We start from the raw sequence: 20,112 nt of genomic DNA, 5'->3' as shown, positions 1-20,112 counted from the left end.
TACCGGAATATATACGCTGCTGTGAGCAGGAGGTTGCCGCGCATGGCGACGATGAACGAAAAAGATTACTACGAGATTCTGGGTGTCTCCAAGGACGCCACCTCGCGTGATATTCAAAAGGCCTTCCAGCAAAAGGCCCGCAAGCTCCATCCGGACGTCAACAAAGAGCCGGGTGCCGAGGAAAAGTTTAAAGAGGTTTCCGAGGCCTACGCCGTGCTTTCGGATGAGCAAAAACGTGCGCGCTACGATGCTATGCGTTCTGGCAATCCCTTTGCCGGAGCTCCTACGGCTTCGCCCTATGGCGGCGGCTACGCCGGCAGCGCGGGCTATGGCAATCCCTTTGAGGGCGGCTTTCCTTTTGGCGGTGCCTGGGGCCAGCAGCGTCACGGCCAGGCTGCCTACAATCCCGAGAACGGCGCCAACGTCGTCGTCGATATCAAACTCGACGCCAAGGAGGCCAAGGGCGGTGCCCGCAAGACCGTCCGCTACACGCGCTTCGACACCTGTAGCAACTGCGGCGGCTCGGGCTCCGTTTCGTCTGAGCATGCCCATACCTGCCCGAGCTGCGGTGGCCGCGGGCACATCGACGTCGACTTGTCCTTCCTGTTTGGTGCGGGCACGTTCCAGTCTGTCTGCCCCGAGTGCGGCGGTTCCGGTAAGGTCGTGGCCGACCCCTGCCCTGATTGCGGAGGCAGCGGTCGTACTCGCGTAACCTCCGAGCAGACGATTGAGTTTCCTGCCGGCACGCACGATGGCGACGAGGTCCGCATTAGCGGCATGGGTCACGCCGGCACTAACGGTGCCGCTGGCGGTGATCTAGTCGGCCGTGCCCATGTCGAGGCCGAGCGCTTGGAAAGCAAAGCTCGTACCGGTTTTTACCTGATGGGCATCGTGGCGCCGTTTTTGGTACTCTCGGCCATCTCGGGCGTGTTCTCGGCCTTTGCCGTGATGTGCTTTATTCCGTTTACCATGGGCCTGTTCATGGTGCTTTCGGACGGCGTGCTTCATCGCAGCCTGCTGTGGTGGAAGCGCGGTGCGATGCAGTTTGCCAACGGTTTTGCCAATGGCTTCATGTTCGCGCTCGTGTCGGTTTGGTTCGCGAGCTGCTCGCAACGGGCCATGCTTTCGCCTTACGGAATGCAATAACATCAAACCCTCTGTTTGCGGTCGGCCCAGCTTGGGTATAGGACGCACTGTGACAATAATGAAAGTCGGAAGGATTCGGTCGTGTCGGAAAATAGGGATTACTACGAGGTACTTGGCGTCGACAAGGATGCCGACGCGCGGACGATTAAGCGCGCGTTTCTAAAGAAGGCCCGTACCGTACACCCGGACGTTTCGGACGACCCCGAGGCCGAGGCCAAGTTCAAGGAGCTCAACGAGGCCTATTCCGTTCTTTCCGATGAGCAGAAGCGTGCTAACTACGACCGTTACGGCACTGCCGACGGCCCTGGTGGTTCGGGCTACGTCGATATCAACGATATCTTTGGTGGTATGGGCATGGACGACTTGTTCTCGTCGTTTTTTGGCGGCGGTGCCGGCGGTGGCGCCCGCAGCCGTCGCGAGCGTCGTCGCGGTCGTGACATGGCCATCTCGCTTTCGGTGACGCTCGAGGAGGCGGCGCTCGGCTGCAAAAAGACAATCAGCTATGACCGCCTTGCTCCTTGCGAGGACTGCAATGGCACCGGTAGGGCAGAGGGCGCACAGGAAAAGCAGTGCGGCCGCTGCCACGGTACGGGCTACGTCACGACGGTTCAGCGATCGTTTTTGGGCCAGGTTCAGTCTTCCTCGCCTTGCCCCGACTGCCATGGCGAGGGCACGGTTATCGACCATCCCTGCGAGACCTGCGATGGTCAGGGCCGCACGCCTTCGCATGAAAAGATTGACATCGATATTCCCGCCGGCGTTTCGACCGGTCGACAGCTGCGTGTGAGCGGCTTTGGCGAGGCCGGTCTTCGCGGCGAGCCTTCGGGCGACTTGATTGTCAACGTGCGCGTTGCCGACCATGAGCGCTTTAAGCGCAACGGTGACGACCTGTACCTGGTGAGCGATATCTCGATTGCTCAGGCTGCGCTCGGCTGCGAGATCGAGGTAGAGGGCATTATGCCCGACGAGGTCGTTAAGGTGACGGTTCCCGCCGGCGCCCAGTACGGCGACACCGTGAGCGTCAATAATTACGGCATGCCGCGCATTGGCGGTGGCGGTTCGCGTGGCCGCTTGATCGTGCAACTGCGCGTGGTCGTTCCCACCAATCTTTCCAATAAGCAGCGCGAGCTGCTCCGTGCTTTTGCCGATGAGATGGGCGATGACGTCGCTTTCGGTAAGAAGTCGGTGACCGACCGTATCAAGAGTGCCCTCGACGATATCCTCGATTAAGGAGCCCGCGTGCTCGCACCCCATATTTCCGTCGTCAACCTCGGCTGCCGTGTCAACCGGGTTGAATCTGACCGCATCACTGCCGATCTTATGCGCCTGGGCTTTGCCATGGTGGAGCCCCAAGATGCCGACTTGATCGTCATTAACACCTGTGCCGTTACGGGCGAGGCCGAGGCCAAGACCCGTAAGGCCGTCCGCCATGCGCTGGCCCATCCAAACGAGCCCTATGTGGTCGTGACCGGATGCGTGGTCAATTTGCATCCCGAGGAGTTGTTGGAGCTTTCGGATCGCGTGATCGCCGAGCCGTCCAAGATCGATGTCGCCGAACGTGTCTGCGAGGTGCTGGGCGTTGAGTCCGATAGCGTTCCCGCCTGCAGCGATGGCGAGGTGGTCGATGCACTCGGTCGCTCTCGCCTGGGCGTGAAGATTCAGGACGGCTGCAACCATCGCTGCACCTATTGCATTGTGTGGAAGGCACGCGGCCCCGAGCGCTCCGTGCCCGTCGAGTCCGTGCTCGAGCAAGTTCGCGAGGCCCAGGAGGCCGGCGTGCCCGAGGTAGTGCTGACCGGTGTGAACCTGGGTGCCTACGATGGCAAGAGCGCGACCGACGAGCATGTCGAAATCGATGAGCTGCTCGAGGCCATTATGGAGCGCACATCTATTCCGCATGTGCGCATTTCCTCGGTCGAGCCCATGGATATCTCTGAGCGCCTGCTTAAGGTTATGGCGCGCTATCCGCAGCGTATCGCCCCGTTTTTGCACCTGCCCGTGCAGTCCGGCTGCACGGCGACTCTGCATCGCATGGGCCGTCCCTATAGCGCCGAGGCCTTTGAGGACACAGTGCGTATGATTCGTGCCAATCTGCCGCAGGCGTCACTTTCTTGCGACGTTATTGTCGGCTTCCCCGGCGAGACGGACGAGGAGTTCGAGGAATCGCTAGCGCTGTGCCGCCGTGTGGGTTTCTCGCGTATGCACGTGTTCCGCTATAGCAAGCGCCCCGGCACCCTCGCCGCCGACATGCCCGACCAGGTACCACCTGAGGTCATGGCCGAGCGCAGCCGCCGCATGCGCGCGGCTGCTCAGGAGCTCGCCATTGCCGACGCTCGTCGTCGCGTGGGAACCGTTGAGCGCGCCGTGCTCGAGTATGGTGACAACCTAACGCTCGGCTCGTTCCATCATGCCCGTCTTGACGATACCTGTGGACTTACAGCCCCGTGCCTGCTCGATGTTGCTATCATCGAAGTTGATGATTCCGGCTTGATCCATGCGCGCAGGGAGGTTCATGGAAGCCTCGAAGATTAGACTTACCGTTCCCGAGGGGATTGATCCCTCGCGCGTTTTGGGCGCCGGCGACGGCGTCCTTCGTGCGCTCGAGAGCTTGGTTCGCGCCCATGTGGTCGCCCGTGGCGATAGCATCGCCGTGAGCGGTGACCCGGACGAGGTCGAGCTCGTGGCGCGCTTTTTCGAACATGCTTTTCGCGAGGCGGCGGCCGGCCGTACCCTTTCTGCCGACGATGTCTCGCGTTGCCTGGCCGTCTTGCGCGACGGCGAGCATGAGGCCACATCGCTTCGCGATGACGTGCTGCTTTCATACCGCGGCCGTGCCATTCGCCCCAAGACGCTCGGGCAAAAGCGCTATGTGGATGCCATCCGCTCGCATACCATCACCTTTGGCTTGGGTCCTGCCGGTACCGGTAAGACCTATCTGGCCATGGCGCTCGCCGTCGCCGCGCTTAAGCGTCACGAGGTGGGTCGTTTGATCCTGACGCGTCCGGTTGTCGAGGCGGGGGAGAACCTGGGCTTTTTGCCCGGCACCCTCGAGGAAAAGATCGATCCGTACATGCGTCCGCTCTACGACGCCCTTTTTGACATGATGGATCGCGAGCGCACCGATGAGCTTATGGAGCGCGGCGTGATCGAGATTGCGCCGCTCGCCTACATGCGCGGTCGTACGCTGAGCGATGCCTTCGTGGTGCTCGACGAGGCGCAAAATACCACGCCCGAGCAGATGAAGATGTTTCTGACACGCCTGGGCTTCAACTCCAAGTTCGTGATTACCGGCGACCTCAGCCAGCGCGACCTGGTGGGTCGTCGTGGCGGCTTGGCGGATGTCGAGAAGATTTTGGGCCGTGTCGACGATGTGGCATTTTCTCACCTCGAGCGTGCCGACGTGGTGCGTCATGCCCTGGTGGGTCGTATCGTCGAGGCATATGATGCTTATGATGACGTGCGTGAGCAGCGCTCGCGCGACCGAAAGGAGTCCCGTTGAGTGTATTGATCAGCAACGATGCCGAGCTCGATACGCTGCTCGACGCGCAGGAGGTGGAGCACATCTGCGAGGTTGTGCTTGCCGCTGAGGGCGTTGAACGTGAAGTCGAGATCTCCCTTTCGTATGTCGACGAGGACGAGATGCACGAGCTTAACCACGAGTGGCGCGGTATCGACCGCACCACCGATGTGCTTTCGTTCGAGTGCGATTCGGCCTTTGACGATGACATTCCCGCCGATGAGACGCTCGAGCTCGGCGATATTATCTTGGCTCCGCAGGTTATTGCCCGTCAGGCCCCCGGTTTTGGCAATAGCCCCGCCGATGAGTGCCGACTGATGCTCGTGCACGGCATGCTGCATCTGCTGGGTTACGACCACATCGAGGACGACGAGGCCGAGGTCATGGAGGCCCGTGAGGATGCCATCCTGCGAGATCTGGCGCTCGAGCGCGGCGAGGACCCCAAGTTGGTCCACGTCGGTCCCATCACCAACCATGCCCACGACTAGGAGCCGTCTATGATTCCCGGATCGAACAAGGACCATCCGTCTTTTTTAAAGTCGTTCTCCTACGCCATGGAGGGCTTCGTCACCGCCGTTAAAACCGAGCGTAATATCAAGGTCATGCTCGCGGCCGGCGTGTGTACCGTCATTGCCGGCTGCATCGTCGGCCTCGACATTGCCGAGTGGGCCACGGTTATCATCTGCTGCGGCCTGGTGATTCACGGCGAGCTGTGCAATACCGCTATGGAGGCGATCGTCGACCTGGCGACCCAGGAGCTTCATCCGCTGGCCAAGCGTGCGAAGGACATCGCCGCCGCCTCTGTATACGTTCTTTCCATCACCGCCGCGATTGTGGGCTTGCTGGTATTTGCCCACGCACTCGGCTTTATTTAGAAAGGGATTCCCATGTCCGACAATATGCAGCCTTCCGATGATATTTTGGACGACGAGTCCCTGGACGCGGTGGATACCGAGGAGCTCGAGGAGTTCGACCCGTTTGAGGGCATGAGCGATGAGGAACTCGACGCCCTATGCGACGAGGACGACGGTCCTATGGGCTTTGGTGACGTGGAACCCGGTTTCCGCAGCGGCTTCGTTGCCCTGGTCGGTCGTCCCAACGCCGGCAAGTCCACGCTGCTCAACGCCTGCTATGGCAAAAAGGTCGCCATCACCTCGCCTGTTGCCCAGACGACCCGCCGCCGCATGCGAGCCGTGGTTAACCGCCCCGGCTACCAGCTGGTCTTTGTCGATACCCCGGGTATTCATAAGCCCAAGGACGGTCTGGGATCCGAGCTCAACAAGAGCGCGTTGTTCGAGCTGAACGATGTCGACGTCGTTGCGTTTTTGATTGATGCCACCAAACCGATCGGCAGGGGAGACGCTTGGGTTGCCGAGCGCGTCAAGAGCGCCTGCTGCAAGAAGGTCCTGGTGCTCACCAAGGCCGATGAGGCCGAACCCGCACAGGTCATGGAGCAGCTTAAGGCCGCCCACGAGCTCATGGAATATGACGACGAGATCGTGACGTCGTCGGTCAAGAACTTCAACGTCGATGCCTTTATCGAGACCGTTGCGCACTTTTTGCCCGAGGGTCCGCGCTGGTTCCCCGAGGACATGGGCACCGATGCTTCCGACGAGACGCTCGTTGCCGAGTTTGTGCGCGAGAAGGTCTTGCGCCGCACCCGTGATGAGATCCCGCACTCCGTTGGCGTGATCTGCGACGCGCTCGAGCAGACCAAGAAGGTGCTGCGCGTGCACGCCACCATTTACGTCGAGCGCGAGGGCCAAAAGGGCATCATCATCGGCAAGGGCGGCGAGATGATCAAGCATATCGGTATCGACGCCCGTCGCGATCTTGAGCGCATCTTTGGCACGCAGGTCTTTTTGGAGTTGGACGTGAAGGTCAAGGCCGGTTGGCGCGACGACGAGGCTCAGATTCGCCGTTTTGGCTACAACGCCGAGGACTAAGGACGCGCAGCGCGCATGGCGGGCTCCCGGACATATCGCACGAAAGTGCTCGTGCTCGACAAGACCAAGCTCAAAGAGACGGACCTGATCCTGACGATGCTTGACGAGCGGGGTCGGCAGGTTCGTGCCGTGGCAAAGGGCGCCCGCAAACCCGGTGGGCGCCTGGCTGCGCGCTGCGAGCTATTCTGTACCGTCGATATGTTGCTCGCACATGGACGCTCGCTCGACGTGGTTTCCCAGGCCGAGCTTATGGAAGCGCCGCTCGGCGCCGCGCCCGATTACGAGACGACCTGCGCCGCAAGCGCGATTGCCGAGGTCGCGCGCGTGTGCTCATTCGAGGACGCCGAGGACCCGTTTACCTTTGCCATCACGCAGCGGGCGCTCGCCCTGGTGGGCAGCGGGCTCGACACGGCCCATATGGATCTGCTCGTGGCGGCATATGTCTTTAAGCTGCTGTCGCACGTTGGCTATCGACCCGATTTTTCGGCCTGCGTGCTGTGCGGAGACCCCATGCTGTCGTATTTTTCGCCCCAGGCGGGCGGTCTCATGTGCGGGTCGTGCGCATCGAGCGTTCCGGGTGCCGAGCTGGTGTCGACCGGTGAGGTCGCGTGGCTGCGCGCCCTCATGTCGATGACCTTCGATGCGCTTATGGCCGAGAAAATCGACCCGCATACGGCGGCGTTCTTGCTCGGGCTTTCGCATGTTTGGGCCGCCACGCACACCGATCAGCGCCTCCGTGCGATGGAATTCATGTTGGGTCGGTGATGATGCGCAGGCGCGGGCTGCTTGTGGTAACATACCGACCTGTTGGTACCTCGACCTTGGTTGCTCGCTCCACCGGCGGCTTCCCAGTCCGAGGCGAATAGAGTCGCCCGCGGGCGACGCGAAACGAAAGGTGAAACAATGACTGTTTCCAAAGAGCGCAAGGCGGAGCTGACCGCCCAGTTCGGTAACTCCCCGGTCGACACCGGCAACCCCAAGGTTCAGGTCGCCATCCTGTCCGAGCGCATCAAGGAGCTGACCGAGCACATGAAGTCCCACCAGAAGGATTTCCACACCCGTCGTGGCCTGCTCATGCTCGTCGGCCGTCGTCGTCGTCTTCTCTCCTACATCAAGAAGAACGACATCGTCGAGTACCGTGAGCTCATCAAGGCTCTGGGCATCCGCGACAACATCCAGTAAGGATTTGTACATGCTAAGAGCGTCCTGCGCAGCGGGGCGCTCTTTTTGTGTAAGGGCGCGAACAATCACGCTCTGAAGCGTGGCGGGGGCAGGGGGCCCGCGTCACATGAGAAGCCCGCAGGCAAGGGGCCTGTGGGGTAAAGGAGAACAATGACACTCGTATCCAAGACCTTTGAGCTGTACGGCAAGACCTACACCTTTGAGTCGGGCGAGCTTGCCAAGCAGGCCACCGGCGCCTGCCTGGTCAAGCAGGGCGACACCACGATGCTCGACACCGTGGTCGTCTCCAAGGAGCGCAAGAACTACGACTTCTTCCCGTTGACCGTCGACTTCAACGAGAAGATGTACGCCGCTGGCCGCATCCCGGGTGGCTACCTCAAGCGTGAGGGCCGTCCCAGCGAGAAGGCCACGCTCACCGCGCGCATGATTGACCGTCCGATTCGCCCGAGCTTCCCGGACGGCTTCCGCAATGAGGTCCACATCGTCGCCACCTCGCTCGTCGCCGACCAGGTCAACCCCTTCGACGTCATCAACGTCATGGGCGCTTCCCTGGCCATGACGCTCGGCGGCGTGCCCTTCGAAGGCCCGCTTGCCTGCGTGCGCATCGGCCGTAACGTGGAGACCGGCGAGTTTATCGTCAACCCCACCTATGAGGAGCGCGAGAACTCCGATCTGGACCTGGAGCTGGGCGGCTCTGCCGACTTCATCTCGATGGTCGAGGCCGGCGCCGAGGAGATCTCCGAGGACGACATGCTTGCCGCCATGAAGTTTGGCCAGGAGGCCCTTGCTGCCTTCTGTCAGGCCCAGGACGAGTTTGTCGCCGAGTGGGAGCAGGTCAACGGCCCCATCGTCAAGAAGGAGTACCCGCTCGACCAGCCCGTCGAGGAGGTTCAGGAGCGCATCTTCGCCCACTACGACGAGATGGCAGCCGCCCTGCGCGACGCCGACAAGCTCTCCCGTATCGGTAAGGTCGAGGCTCTGAAGGAGTCCATCCGCGCTGAGTTCACCGAGGAGGAGCAGGCCGCTTGGGAGCGCGAGATCCCCGTGGCGCTCAAGAAGCTCGAGAAGAAGGCCATGCGCACCATGGTCGTTGAGACCGGCGAGCGCGTCGACGGCCGTGCCGCCGACGAGATCCGTCCCATCATGGTGAAGGACAACTACCTGCCGCTCGTTCACGGCTCCGGTCTGTTCCAGCGTGGCCAGACCCAGGTGCTTTCCGTCCTGTCGCTCGGCATGCTCAACGAGGGCCAGCGTCTGGATACCATCGAGCCCACCGAGGGCAAGCGCTACATGCACCACTACAACTTCCCGCCTTTCTGCACCGGCGAGACCGGCCGCATGGGCAGCCCCAAGCGTCGCGAGATCGGCCACGGTAACCTGGCCGAGCGCGCCCTGCTTCCGGTGCTCCCCGACGAGAACGAGTTCCCCTACGCCATCCGCGTGGTCTCAGAGGTCATGGAGTCCAACGGCTCCTCTTCGATGGCTTCGACCTGCGGCTCCACGCTCGCCCTTATGGACGGCGGCGTGCCCATTAAGCGCCCGGTCTCCGGTATCGCCATGGGCCTGATCCAGGAGGAGGGCAAGACCGTGGTCCTGTCCGACATCCAGGGTCTCGAGGACTTCCTGGGCGACATGGACTTTAAGGTCACCGGCACTACCGAGGGCATCACCGCCCTGCAGATGGACAACAAGGCCACCGGCCTCACCTTCGACATCCTGGCCCGCGCCCTGCAGCAGGCCAAGGAGGGTCGTGCCTTCATTCTGCAGAAGATGCTCGACGTGATTCCCGAGCCGCGCCACACCACGCGCAGCACCGCTCCGCGCATCGTTTCCATCCAGGTCCCGACCGATAAGATCCGCGACGTCATCGGTTCCGGCGGCAAGGTCATCCGCGGTATCCAGGACGAGACCGGCGCTTCGGTCGACATCCAGGAGGACGGCACCGTCTTTGTCGGCGGCACTGGCGAGTCTGTCGACCAGGCTGTCGAGCGCATCAAGCTCATCATCAAGGTTCCCGAGCCGGGCGAGGAGTACACCGGTCGCGTGGTCTCCATCCAGCCCTTCGGCGCCTTCGTCAACCTGCTGCCCGGTAAGGACGGCCTGCTGCACATTTCCCGCGTTGCCAAGGGCCGCGTGGAGAAGGTCGAGGACGTCCTCAACGTGGGCGACGAGGTCAAGGTCGTCGTCATCGAGGTCGACGATCGCGGCAAGATCTCGCTCGATCGTCTGGATAAGCCCGAGGCCCCGGCTCGCGCCGAAGGTGCCTCCGAGGGCGACGGCGAGCACTTCCAGCGCCGCGAGCGTCCGCGTCGCGAGCGCTCCGAGCGCAGCGACCGTCCGCGCCGCCCCGGCGATAACGGAGGCCGCAAGCCCCGCCGTCACCACGACGCCGAGTAACAGCAACACATAAGCAGCTCAAAAAGGGCGACTCCGGACAGGGGTCGCCCTTTTGCTATTCCCGGCGGGGTCCGCGGGTAAAGTTTCCTGCTCTACAGTCCTGCTCGCACGGAGAGCACATTAAGTGCTCTCCGGCTCGTGCGGAACTCGCGATAAACTTTACCCGCGGCCCCCGCCGGGAATAGCAAAAGGTCTGGTTGGTGTGGGTTGCGATTGTGTCAGACAGTCTATTCAGTTATTTGAATTCAGATCTTTTGACAATCGCATGCGCGTCATTGCCCCAGATAAAACCGACCAAAATAAAGCTGTCCTATTTTGGCAGGTCTGATCTCAGCGGGCCCGGCACGGGCTAAGTTTATCGCGAGTTCCGCACGCAAAGGAAAGCACTTAATGTGCTTTCCGTCTTGCGCAGGACTGTAGAGCAGGAAACTTAGCCCGTGCCGGGCCCGCTGAGACCAGACCGGCGGGATAGACCGGTTCAGATGGGGCTTTGATGCATGGGTGGTCTGTTGTTGTGCAAATGGGTATCATACTGAGGTTACTGCATCGACTCTGTGATGCATGTTTGTACGTTCCCGGCGGTCGGTTTGCCAGAAGCGCCCCGTCGGTTGTTCCAGACCCGTTTCGAAGAAAGGAAACCACACGAACCTATGGCAGCTAAAAAACCATCTCCTTTGAAGATCATTCCGCTCGGCGGCCTTGACGGCATCGGCAAGAACATGACGGTCTTCGAATGCGGCGACGACATGGTGCTCGTCGACGCTGGCCTCATGTTCCCCGACGATTCCCAGCCCGGTATTGACCTGGTGCTTCCCGACTACACCTATGTTCTGGAGAACGAGGAGAAGCTCCGCGGTATCGTCGTCACCCACGGCCACGAGGACCACACCGGTTCGCTTCCGTACCTGCTGCAGGACCTCAACAATAAGGTGCCCATCTTTTCGAGCAAGCTGACGCTTGGCTTTATCGAGGGCAAGCTTTCTGAGTTCCGCATCCGCGCACCCAAATTCCGCGAGGTCAAGGGCGGTAGCCATGTCAACCTCGGCGGCATCTCGCTCGACTTCTTCTCGATGACGCACTCCATCCCCGGCGCTCTGGGCGTGTTCATCCGCACCAATCAGGGCACCGTTATGCACACGGGCGACTTTAAGCTTGACCAGACGCCCATCGATGGTGTCACGCCCGACTATGCCGCTATCAGCCGCTTTGCCAAGCAGGGCATCGACCTGCTGCTTTCCGACTCTACCAACGCCACGGTTCCCGGCTTTACCAAGTCCGAGGCCGAGGTTGGCCCCAATCTGCTGCATGCCATCAAGAATGCTCCGGGCCGCGTGTTCGTCGCGTCGTTCTCGAGCCACATCCATCGTCTGCAGCAGATCTGTGACGCCGCCCGCAAGTGCGGCCGTAAGGTCGTCGTGACCGGTCGTTCCATGCTCACCAACACACGCGTGGCGCGCGAGCTCGGTTACCTCAACATCGACGATGCCGATATTATCGATGCCTTCGACATTGACAACCTGCCCGACGACAAGATTGTCGTCATGTGCACCGGTTCGCAGGGCGAGCCTCTGTCGGCCCTTTCGCGCATGGCCAACGGCGAGCACAAGACGCTCTCCATCCACGAGGGCGATACCGTCATCCTCTCGGCAACTCCCGTTCCCGGTAACGAGAAAGCTGTCCAGCAGGTCGTTAACAGCTTGGCCAAGCTCGGCTGCGACGTGTGGGATAAGAACCGCGCTCTCGTCCACGTCTCCGGTCACGGTAGCCAGGAGGAGCTCAAGCTCCTGATGGCCATGGCCAAGCCCACGTACTTTATGCCGGTTCACGGTGAGGCCGTGCATCTGCGCGCTCATGCCCAGCTGGCCCGCAAGATGGGTCTCAAGGACGATCATATCTTTATCCTCGATAACGGCGACACGCTCGAGATGCGCGGTGGTATCGTCAAGCGCGGTACGCCCGTCGAGTCCGGCGTCGTCTACGTCGACGGCCTACGTATCGGCGATACCGACCCCATCGTTCTGCGCGATCGCCAGAAGCTCGCCAACGACGGTATGGTTACCGCTGTTGCCATCGTCTCGCTCAAGCACAAGAAGATCGAGGCCATCGAGTTCTCGGGCCGTGGTGTCTCGTTTGCCATCGACGACCAGTTCTCCGAGGATGCCTCCGCATCCATTATGAAGACGATCGAGAAGGGCAAGTTCAGCTTTACGAGCAGCGGTTCCGATGCCATTCGCAAGGCCGTACGCGATTCACTCTCCAACTTTATCTGGAGCCGTACGCGCACTCGTCCGATGATCATCCCGGTCGTCATGGAGGTTTAGTTTGGCGCGCGGATCAGCACAAAACGCCAAAGGCAATAAGGCCAATAACCAACCGGCATCTGCTAAGGGTGCCGGTTCCCATCTGCGTGCCAATAAGGGCCACGAGGCAGACTTCGATGATTTTGAGCCCTTGGTCGAGCCCTCAGCCAATCGCGATATCGCCGGCGTGGTCATTGCCGTTTTGGCGATTGCGTCCTTCATTGCCGTGATTTCGCCGGCGACCGCACCCGTTACGGCTGCGGTTGCCGGTTTCTACCACCTGGGCTTTGGTCTGGGCGCCTACGTTCTGCCGATCGTCATTTTGCTGTTTGCCGCCACGCTCTTTTTAGGCGAGGACTCGCCGCTCAACGTGCGCTCTGTTGCGGGCGGCGCCGTGGTCTTTATCGCCGTCGTCTCCATTCTTTCGCTGATGGTGCCGGGTACGAGTGGCTCGTGTGACCTCATGTTCACGCCGCAAAATCTGTCCGCCTCGGGTGGCTACATCGGTGCGTTTATTGCGAGTGCGCTGCAGAATGCCCTGGGTAAGCCTATCGCGATGGTAGTCCTGCTGGGCCTTGTCGTCGTGGGCCTGGTCATCATCGGCTTTTCGGTGGGTGGCGTGCTGCGCTCTGCTCGCGACCGTGCGGCCGATTTTGCCGAGCGCCGTCGTGCCGATGTTAACGCCAGCCCGTGGGGTGACGACGAAGCCCTGTCGGTGCCCGGCGTTGCCCGTCCGCACCTGAGCATTCTTCGTCAAAAGGGCTCCGATGCTGCCGTGACCACGGTCATGGGCAACGATGTGGACCCGGTTTTGGACGATGACGACGAGGACGATGATCCGTTTGTCGACGTGTCCGATGCCGTGGAAGCTGAGCGCGCTAAGACGACGCTGTTGCCGCGCCGCCATGGCAAGAAGGGCAAGGCTGCGCCTAAGTTGAATACAAGTGAGCCCGATCCGTCCTGGTCCGAGAGTGAGATTGAGCTCACCGAGGGCGATGACGAGGACGACGAGGTTCCGATTGTGACCGCAAAGACAACTTTGCTGCCGCGTCGCCATGTAAAGCGCGACCAGGTTACCGGTCAGCTTTCGATGGAAGACGACCCCGATAAGATCGACGAGTCCGAGCCGCCGTTTGCCGTGAATCCTGTCTCGGCAGCACCTCAGATTCCCGACTTTTTGAAGCATCCCAAGGTTGCAGATACGCCTGCCACGAGTGCTGTCGAATCGGCTATGGCTATCGATGGGGGAGCGGACAATGCCCCCGCAGATAACGAGGGCGAAGAAGAGGATGGCCTCAAGCTTCCGCCGCTCGAAATCCTGCACGCTAACCCGCAGTCGGCGTCCTCCGCGTCTTCTGATAAGGAGCTGGAACAGACTGCCGAGTCGCTTCAGTCCACCTTGCTGGAGTTTGGCCGCAGTGCTCGCGTGGTCGGCTGGATCGCCGGCCCTACGGTGACGACCTTTAAGCTGCAACCTGGCGAGGGCGAGCGCGTGAGCAAGATTTCGAGCCTCGAGGACGATATCGCGCTTTCGCTCGCTGCCCAGTCGGTGCGTATCTTTGCCCCGATTCCCGGCACCTCGCTCGTGGGCATCGAGATTCCCAACCGTAAGCGCCAGAACGTCAATCTGGGTGACGTGCTGCCCTATGTGAAGGGCGGTCCGCTCGAGCTCGCCATCGGCCGCGACGCCGAGGGCACGCCGGTTGTCGCCGACCTCGCCAAGATGCCTCACCTGTTGATTGCCGGTACGACCGGTTCTGGTAAGTCGGTGATGATCAATTCCATCATCACGACCCTGCTCATGCGCGCGCTTCCCGAGGATGTTCGCCTGATCATGGTCGACCCCAAGCGCGTCGAGCTCGCGGGCTATAACGGCCTGCCGCATCTCTATGTGCCGGTCGTTACCGAACCCAAGCAGGCTGCGAGCGCTTTGCAATGGGCCGTGTCCGAGATGGAACGTCGCCTGAAGGTCTTCGAGCGCCTTAACGTGCGTAAGATCTCGACCTACAACGAAAAGCAGGCCGCCGGCGAGTTTGAGCATTACGACAACCCGCCGCAAAAGATGCCCTACCTGGTCATCATTATTGACGAGCTCTCGGACCTGATGATGGTCGCCGGTAAGGATGTCGAGGCCTCGATCGTGCGTATTGCACAGCTGGGCCGTGCCGCCGGTATTCATCTTATCGTGGCTACGCAGCGTCCCAGCTCAAACGTGGTGACGGGTCTTATTAAGGCCAACATCACCAACCGCATCGCCTTTAACGTCGCCACGGGCATCGACTCGCGCGTCATCATCGACCAGATGGGTGCCGAAAAGCTCACCGGTTTGGGCGACATGCTGTTCTCAAAGGTCGACTGGGGCAAGCCCCGCCGTATCCAAGGCTGCTTTGTCTCAGACGACGAGATCAACGAGATCGTCGAGTTTGTTAAGTCGCAGAGTGAGCCCGACTACCACGAGGAGATCCTGTCTGCCGTGGCGCCCGCTTCCATGTCCATGGCGGGTGGCGGCGGCATTGTCCGCACCGGAGTCGCCGAGCCACAAGACGATGATCCGCTCATCTGGGAAGCCGCCCGTATTGTGGTGGAATCGCAGCTTGGCTCCACATCTGGCCTGCAACGTCGTCTGAAGGTTGGCTATGCGCGCGCCGGGCGTATTATGGACATGCTGGAAGAAAAGGGTGTCGTCGGCCCGCCCGACGGTTCCAAGCCGCGCGAGGTCCTGTTGGACGAGGAAGGGCTTGCCGCGCTGGAATCTGTCGACGCCGAGATGGCACGTGAAGATCGTGAGTTTGGAGGATTCTGATGGCTGCACGCTTTGGTGACATGCTGCTCGAGCAGCGTCGCCGAATGGGCCTTTCCATTCAGCAGGTCGCCAACACCATCAAAATCAGGCCGCAGATCATCGAGTTTTTCGAGACCGGTAACTTTGCTTCGATGCCGCCGCGCGGCTATGCGCAGGGCATGATTTCGAGCTATGCTCGCTTTTTGGGCCTCAATCCGCGCGAGGTCGTCAATGCCTACTTTGACGACCTGATGGCATACGAACGCGAGACGTCGCAGCAGGGCGGTCGTTTTCAGGACGCCGCCGGCTACGTCAATTCGCGTTCCTCGGTCGATAACGGGCGCTTCCTGATGGTTCAGGGCGGTCGTTCGACTCGCTATGGACAGCGTCCTCAGCAGGCCGGTTATATTACCGAGACGGGTTCGGGCGAGGAGATTCGCTCACAGCGTGACCGGTTCCGCAGTACGCCGATGCCCGAGGACCGTGCACTTCCCGCTGCCCGCGGCGTGGCGCGTGACCCTCGTGCCGGCTACGGCGACGGCGGCTATTCCGATCGCGGTTACCGTGGTGCCTCTACGGGACGCTCTCGCGGTGGCTATGCGGATGCCGATACCACGCAGGTGACGCCGCGTTTTCGCTCTCAATCACAGCCGTATGGCCAGCGCTCTTCGGCTCCGCGTTCGGGCCAGCGTGGCTATCAAGGCCGCGGTGAACTTGCGCCCCGCTCGGGTCAGCGCAGCCCTCAGGTCCAGGGTGGCTATCGCGGCCGTTTCGATAGCAATCGGGGTCGTATGCCTCAGGCAGGCGGCCGCAGCAGTTCCAGTCGTGGACGCGGCGGATCCCGTACTCCTCAAAACAACGGGCTCGATCCGCGTATCGTCTACGCCGGCATCGGCGCCGTTGCGCTGCTGTTGATTGTGCTCATCGTGGTGCTTCTGCGCGGCTGCGCATCTTCGGCGCCCGAGAACACGCCCGAGACGCCCACTACTACCAAGACGACGACCAAGAAGTCTTCTAAGAAGACCGAAACGATCGACGAGGACGAAGACACCGATGAGGCGACGGATGAGTCGACTGATTCGGACGCTACCAAGACGGCGGCCAAGAAGGAAGAGAACGAGGTCACGAAGGTTAAAGTCTCCGTTGCCAAGGGAAAAACCGCGTGGATTGAGGTCAAGGTTGACGGCAAGTCGGTCTATGGCGCCCAGGCGACTGGCCCCTTTGAGCAGGAGTACACGCCCGAGTCCTCGATCGAGATCACCACGTCCAAGCCTTCCGATGTCACCGTTACCAAGAACGGCGAAAAGGTCCGCTACGACACCAAGACCTCGGGCGTGGCGCGTGTGACGATCACCGTTCCCAAGAAGGAGACGTCTGATTCCAAGAATGGTGAAAGTTCTGATGGTACCGACACCACCGATGGTACCGATGCCACCGACGGTACCGATGCCCAGTCCACGGATGGCGCCGATACCTCAACTGACGGTCAGACGCCCACCGATTCTACCGACTATTCGTACGATAGCTACTAAGCCGCTCGTACGCGAAAGGAAACATCATGGCTAAAGATTCCAGCTTCGACGTCGTGTCCGAGGTCAACATGCAAGAGGTCGACAACGCCTTCCAGCAGACCACGCGCGAGATTTCTCAGCGCTATGACCTTAAGGATTCCGGCGCCACGATCGAGCTTTCGAAGGGCGACAAGCTCTTTACGATCAACGCCCCGGCCGACTTTGTCTCCAAGCAGATTATCGACGTGCTGAGCTCCAAGCTCATCAAGCGCGGCATCGACCTCAAGGCCGTGTCCTGGGATGCTCCGCAGGCGGCATCGGGCGGCACCGTGCGCGTGCTCGGCCATATCGTCGAGGGTATCGACCAGGCGACCGCCAAGAAGATCAACAAGGACATCAAGGACCAAAAGCTCAAGGTCAAGGTGACCATCGAGGCCGACAAGCTGCGTGTTTCCTCTGCTTCGAAGGATGCGTTGCAGACCGTGATCCAGTTCCTGCGCGACCAGGACTACGGCCAGCCGCTACAGTTCACCAACTACCGCTAATATCTTTCGAAAGGACCGCTCTCCAACATGGATACACCGTTGGGCTCCGTGCTCTATATCACCCTCGGGTGCGCTAAGAACGAGGTTGACACCGACCGCATGCGTTCTCTTTTGACCGCCGCAGGCTACGAGGAGGCATTCGACCCGCAGGATGCCGATATCGCCATCGTCAATACATGCTCGTTCCTCGCCTCCGCAACGTCCGAGAGCATCGAGACCACGCTCGAGCTCGCCAACGAGGTTCAGGACGGCGTTCGTTCTTGCCCCATCGTCATGTGCGGCTGTGTGCCGTCGCGTTATGGCGACGACCTGCCTGACGAGCTGCCCGAGATCGCTGCCTTTGTGAAGGCCGACGAGGAGGACGGCATCGTGGCGGTCATCGATGGCGTGCTGGGTGTCGAGCGTGAGATCGCAGCCTATATCCCGCAGGTCAAGCGTACCGTCGAGGGCGCTGTCGCCTACGTCAAGATCTCCGATGGCTGCAATCGTTTTTGCAGCTTCTGCATGATCCCCTACATTCGCGGTCGCTATCATTCGCGCAATGCCGAGAGCATTATCTCCGAGGTGCGCGACTTGGTTGCTGGCGGTGTGCGCGAGATCGTGCTGATCGGCCAGGACACGGGCATTTGGGGTAACGACTTTGCCGATGAGGACGCCGCCGAGGGCTCGCCGCGCAATCTGGCGCAGCTGCTGCGTGCCGTCGCCGAGGCCGTGCGCCCGCACAACGTCTGGGTCCGCGTGCTCTATCTGCAGCCCGAGGGCATGACCGACGAGCTTATCGATACGATTCGCGATACGCCCGAGGTGCTGCCCTATATCGATATCCCCGTGCAGCACTGCGACGCGCGCATCCTCAAGGCTATGCGCCGTTCCGGTTCGCGTCAGGAGCTCGAGGACCTGTTCCACGATTTGCGTGAGCGCATCCCCGGCATCGTGATCCGTTCCACGGCCATGGTCGGCTTCCCGACCGAGACCGACGACGAGTTCCGCGACCTTATCGACTTTATGGACACCGTCGGCTTTGACTACACGAGTGTCTTTGCCTACTCGCGTGAGGAGGGCAGCCTGGCCGCCAAGATGGAGGGTCAGCTCGACGAAGGGGTCAAGCTCGAGCGCGCCCAGGAGGCCATGGACCTGGCCGAGTCGCTCGGTTTTGCCGCCACCGCCGCACATGTGGGCGAGCGCGCCCAGGTGATCGTCGACGGCATCGAGGAGACCGAGGACGGCGCCGAGCTGATCGGCCATGCCTGGTTCCAGGCGCCCGATTCCGATGGCGCGGTGCACTTGGACGCCAGCGAGGCGTCCGTGGGCGATATTCTGACTGTCGAGTTTACCGATAGCTTCTGCTATGAGCTTATCGGCCATGTTGTGGAGTAGGAGAGCGTCGTGGCTAACGAGAGCAATAAGGAACTGACGAGTGTCTGGACGCCCGCCAACATCGTGACGTGCGTGCGCATCGTCTTTATCCCGGTGTTCATGATCGTCTCGGCGCTGTCTCACACGAGTGTTGCCGGTACGAATTGGAGCACCTTCGACGGCCCGCTCGCCGCCGCTGCCTTCATTCTGTATGTGATCCTGTCGTGCACCGATAAGGTTGACGGTTATCTGGCGCGCTCGCGCAACGAGATCACCGACTTCGGCAAGTTCTTGGACCCCATCGCCGATAAGCTGCTCGTGTTCTCGGCCCTGCTGCTGTTCTTGGATTTTGGCGCCGTAACCGTGTGGTCGGTGTTCATCATCCTGTTCCGTGAGCTGCTGGTGAGCGCCCTACGCATGGTCGCGAGTGCGGCCGGTGTGGTCGTTGCCGCCGACAAGCTAGGCAAGTACAAGACGGCGACCACGATGGTCTCCATCTGCGGTTACCTGTGCGTTTTTGCGATGGCCGGCTTGCACCTTGGCCCGGTGGCGCTGACGCTCGGCATCTACTCGGTGTCGCGCTTCCTGTATGCCGTTGCCGTTGTCTTGACCGTTATCTCGGGCGCCCAGTACTTCTGGAACTGCCGCAAGATCGTCTTTTCGGTCTAGGTCCTGGTGGGTATGACGGACTCTTTTGAGCAGATTTCCGCACATAACGAGGAGTTGGCGCGCGATATCGTCGAGCGCGCGAGCGCTCGGGGGGTGACGGTTTCGACGGCTGAGTCGCTGACGGCGGGTATGATCGCCTCGACGATTGCGGATATCCCGGGCGCCTCGGCGGTGCTGCGTGGCGGTGCGGTGACCTACTGCGATGAGATTAAGCATCGCGTGCTGGGTGTTGAGCAGGAGACGCTCGACCGCTACACCGCGGTGTCGCATCAAACTGCGCGCGAGATGGCGTCGGGTTCGCTGGAGCTGTACCAGAGCGATATTGCAGTGAGCGCAACGGGTTATGCCGGCCCCGGCGGTGGTACTGAGGACGATCCTGCGGGCACTTTCTATATTGGCTGGGCGCATCGTTCCGCCGATGGGGGAGTGCCGGTCGTGGACTCTGTGCGCTGCCACTATGAGGGCGACCGTTCGTGTGTTCGTGCCCATGCGGTCACGGAGGCATTGGGTCGCATTGCCCTTGTGCTCAACTCTATGGAATAGACGTGTTTTAAGGGGCCTTCGGGCCCCTTAATTGTGGAGATAGGGACCTTAGGCTTATTTGGCGTTTGTGCTGGTTGTAGACGTAATTTTGCCTGCCTTGTTCATATTTGGTCCTTTGTGGTCAAGCATTTGGTCAGTGTTTGGTCGGCGTTTGGTTGGGTTTTGGAAAGGTCGGCTGCATATGATTTATCTGAACGGTTGACCACGAACAGCCGTTC

The 20,112-nt window shown here is 61.0% G+C and carries 17 protein-coding genes; all 17 read left to right on the top strand.

Annotated features, from left to right (window positions below; translation table 11 throughout):
• Nucleotides 1-42: 42 nt before the first annotated feature.
• The 17 genes from DW136_RS03170 to DW136_RS03090 all read left to right on the top strand — a co-directional run bounded on the left by DW136_RS03170 (nucleotide 43) and on the right by DW136_RS03090 (nucleotide 19,894).
• Nucleotides 43-1,146, top strand: coding sequence for a DnaJ domain-containing protein (locus DW136_RS03170; RefSeq protein WP_199580144.1), 1,104 nt, complete (start codon nucleotides 43-45; stop codon nucleotides 1,144-1,146).
• Between the two features lie 81 nt (nucleotides 1,147-1,227).
• Nucleotides 1,228-2,376, top strand: a complete 1,149-nt coding sequence (gene dnaJ / locus DW136_RS03165; protein WP_118289035.1) for a molecular chaperone DnaJ — start codon at nucleotides 1,228-1,230, stop codon at nucleotides 2,374-2,376.
• Nucleotides 2,377-2,385: 9 nt separating this feature from the next.
• Nucleotides 2,386-3,678, top strand: coding sequence for a MiaB/RimO family radical SAM methylthiotransferase (locus DW136_RS03160; protein ID WP_118289034.1), 1,293 nt, complete (start codon nucleotides 2,386-2,388; stop codon nucleotides 3,676-3,678).
• Nucleotides 3,659-4,645: a PhoH family protein gene (locus DW136_RS03155; RefSeq protein WP_118289033.1), complete on the top strand. Its 987-nt coding sequence runs from the start codon at nucleotides 3,659-3,661 to the stop codon at nucleotides 4,643-4,645. Before DW136_RS03160 ends, DW136_RS03155 begins: the two co-directional genes overlap by 20 nt.
• A complete protein-coding gene (gene ybeY / locus DW136_RS03150) occupies nucleotides 4,642-5,151 on the top strand; it encodes an rRNA maturation RNase YbeY (RefSeq protein ID WP_117654802.1) in 510 nt (169 codons plus the stop codon). The genes DW136_RS03155 and ybeY overlap by 4 nt, the downstream gene beginning before the upstream one ends.
• A 9-nt stretch (nucleotides 5,152-5,160) precedes the next feature.
• The gene (locus DW136_RS03145; protein WP_118289032.1) at nucleotides 5,161-5,538 is read left to right on the top strand and encodes a diacylglycerol kinase family protein; all 378 of its coding nucleotides are present in this window, start codon (nucleotides 5,161-5,163) and stop codon (nucleotides 5,536-5,538) included.
• A 12-nt stretch (nucleotides 5,539-5,550) separates the two neighbouring features.
• Nucleotides 5,551-6,609: a GTPase Era gene (era, locus tag DW136_RS03140; RefSeq protein ID WP_233546521.1), complete on the top strand. Its 1,059-nt coding sequence runs from the start codon at nucleotides 5,551-5,553 to the stop codon at nucleotides 6,607-6,609.
• A 15-nt stretch (nucleotides 6,610-6,624) separates the two neighbouring features.
• Nucleotides 6,625-7,374, top strand: coding sequence for a DNA repair protein RecO (gene recO, locus DW136_RS03135; RefSeq protein WP_118289031.1), 750 nt, complete (start codon nucleotides 6,625-6,627; stop codon nucleotides 7,372-7,374).
• Between the two features lie 138 nt (nucleotides 7,375-7,512).
• Nucleotides 7,513-7,791 (top strand): 30S ribosomal protein S15, encoded by a 279-nt coding sequence (gene rpsO / locus DW136_RS03130; RefSeq protein WP_006235963.1) that lies wholly within the window; start codon nucleotides 7,513-7,515, stop codon nucleotides 7,789-7,791.
• Between the two features lie 150 nt (nucleotides 7,792-7,941).
• Nucleotides 7,942-10,188, top strand: a complete 2,247-nt coding sequence (locus tag DW136_RS03125) for a polyribonucleotide nucleotidyltransferase (RefSeq protein ID WP_055309899.1) — start codon at nucleotides 7,942-7,944, stop codon at nucleotides 10,186-10,188.
• 650 nt (nucleotides 10,189-10,838) lie between these two features.
• Nucleotides 10,839-12,509, top strand: a complete 1,671-nt coding sequence (locus DW136_RS03120) for a ribonuclease J (protein ID WP_118289030.1) — start codon at nucleotides 10,839-10,841, stop codon at nucleotides 12,507-12,509.
• Between the two features lies 1 nt (nucleotide 12,510).
• Nucleotides 12,511-15,291: a DNA translocase FtsK gene (locus DW136_RS03115; protein ID WP_233546520.1), complete on the top strand. Its 2,781-nt coding sequence runs from the start codon at nucleotides 12,511-12,513 to the stop codon at nucleotides 15,289-15,291.
• On the top strand, nucleotides 15,291-16,802 hold the full coding sequence (locus DW136_RS03110; protein ID WP_118289029.1) for a RodZ family helix-turn-helix domain-containing protein: 1,512 nt from the start codon (nucleotides 15,291-15,293) through the stop codon (nucleotides 16,800-16,802). The genes DW136_RS03115 and DW136_RS03110 overlap by 1 nt, the downstream gene beginning before the upstream one ends.
• 26 nt (nucleotides 16,803-16,828) lie before the next feature.
• Nucleotides 16,829-17,326, top strand: coding sequence for a YajQ family cyclic di-GMP-binding protein (locus tag DW136_RS03105; RefSeq protein ID WP_022094699.1), 498 nt, complete (start codon nucleotides 16,829-16,831; stop codon nucleotides 17,324-17,326).
• A 27-nt stretch (nucleotides 17,327-17,353) separates the two neighbouring features.
• Complete coding sequence (gene rimO, locus DW136_RS03100) at nucleotides 17,354-18,703, top strand: 30S ribosomal protein S12 methylthiotransferase RimO (RefSeq protein ID WP_118289028.1); 1,350 nt, start codon at nucleotides 17,354-17,356, stop codon at nucleotides 18,701-18,703.
• A 99-nt stretch (nucleotides 18,704-18,802) separates the two neighbouring features.
• The gene (pgsA, locus tag DW136_RS03095) at nucleotides 18,803-19,351 is read left to right on the top strand and encodes a CDP-diacylglycerol--glycerol-3-phosphate 3-phosphatidyltransferase (RefSeq protein WP_233546526.1); all 549 of its coding nucleotides are present in this window, start codon (nucleotides 18,803-18,805) and stop codon (nucleotides 19,349-19,351) included.
• Between the two features lie 12 nt (nucleotides 19,352-19,363).
• Entirely contained in the window at nucleotides 19,364-19,894 is a 531-nt protein-coding gene (locus DW136_RS03090; RefSeq protein WP_118289026.1) for a CinA family protein, read from the top strand.
• The last annotated feature ends 218 nt before the right edge of the window (nucleotides 19,895-20,112 follow it).

This window comes from Collinsella sp. AM12-1 (assembly GCF_003472325.1).
Classification (GTDB): Bacteria; Actinomycetota; Coriobacteriia; order Coriobacteriales; family Coriobacteriaceae; genus Collinsella.
The sequence above is the reverse complement of the archived record's forward strand: the minus strand, read 5'-3'. Positions and strand labels throughout refer to the sequence as shown.

Bases quoted from the DNA above. Each gene is read 5' to 3' on its own strand.
- DW136_RS03145 (WP_118289032.1), top strand. From the start codon at position 5,161: ATGATTCCCGGATCGAACAAGGACCATCCGTCTTTTTTAAAGTCGTTC.
- recO (WP_118289031.1), top strand. From the start codon at position 6,625: ATGGCGGGCTCCCGGACATATCGCACGAAAGTGCTCGTGCTCGACAAG.
- DW136_RS03105 (WP_022094699.1), top strand. From the start codon at position 16,829: ATGGCTAAAGATTCCAGCTTCGACGTCGTGTCCGAGGTCAACATGCAA.
- rpsO (WP_006235963.1), top strand. From the start codon at position 7,513: ATGACTGTTTCCAAAGAGCGCAAGGCGGAGCTGACCGCCCAGTTCGGT.
- pgsA (WP_233546526.1), top strand. From the start codon at position 18,803: ATGATCGTCTCGGCGCTGTCTCACACGAGTGTTGCCGGTACGAATTGG.
- DW136_RS03170 (WP_199580144.1), top strand. From the start codon at position 43: ATGGCGACGATGAACGAAAAAGATTACTACGAGATTCTGGGTGTCTCC.
- DW136_RS03110 (WP_118289029.1), top strand. From the start codon at position 15,291: ATGGCTGCACGCTTTGGTGACATGCTGCTCGAGCAGCGTCGCCGAATG.
- era (WP_233546521.1), top strand. From the start codon at position 5,551: ATGTCCGACAATATGCAGCCTTCCGATGATATTTTGGACGACGAGTCC.
- DW136_RS03125 (WP_055309899.1), top strand. From the start codon at position 7,942: ATGACACTCGTATCCAAGACCTTTGAGCTGTACGGCAAGACCTACACC.
- DW136_RS03090 (WP_118289026.1), top strand. From the start codon at position 19,364: ATGACGGACTCTTTTGAGCAGATTTCCGCACATAACGAGGAGTTGGCG.
- DW136_RS03155 (WP_118289033.1), top strand. From the start codon at position 3,659: ATGGAAGCCTCGAAGATTAGACTTACCGTTCCCGAGGGGATTGATCCC.
- DW136_RS03120 (WP_118289030.1), top strand. From the start codon at position 10,839: ATGGCAGCTAAAAAACCATCTCCTTTGAAGATCATTCCGCTCGGCGGC.
- rimO (WP_118289028.1), top strand. From the start codon at position 17,354: ATGGATACACCGTTGGGCTCCGTGCTCTATATCACCCTCGGGTGCGCT.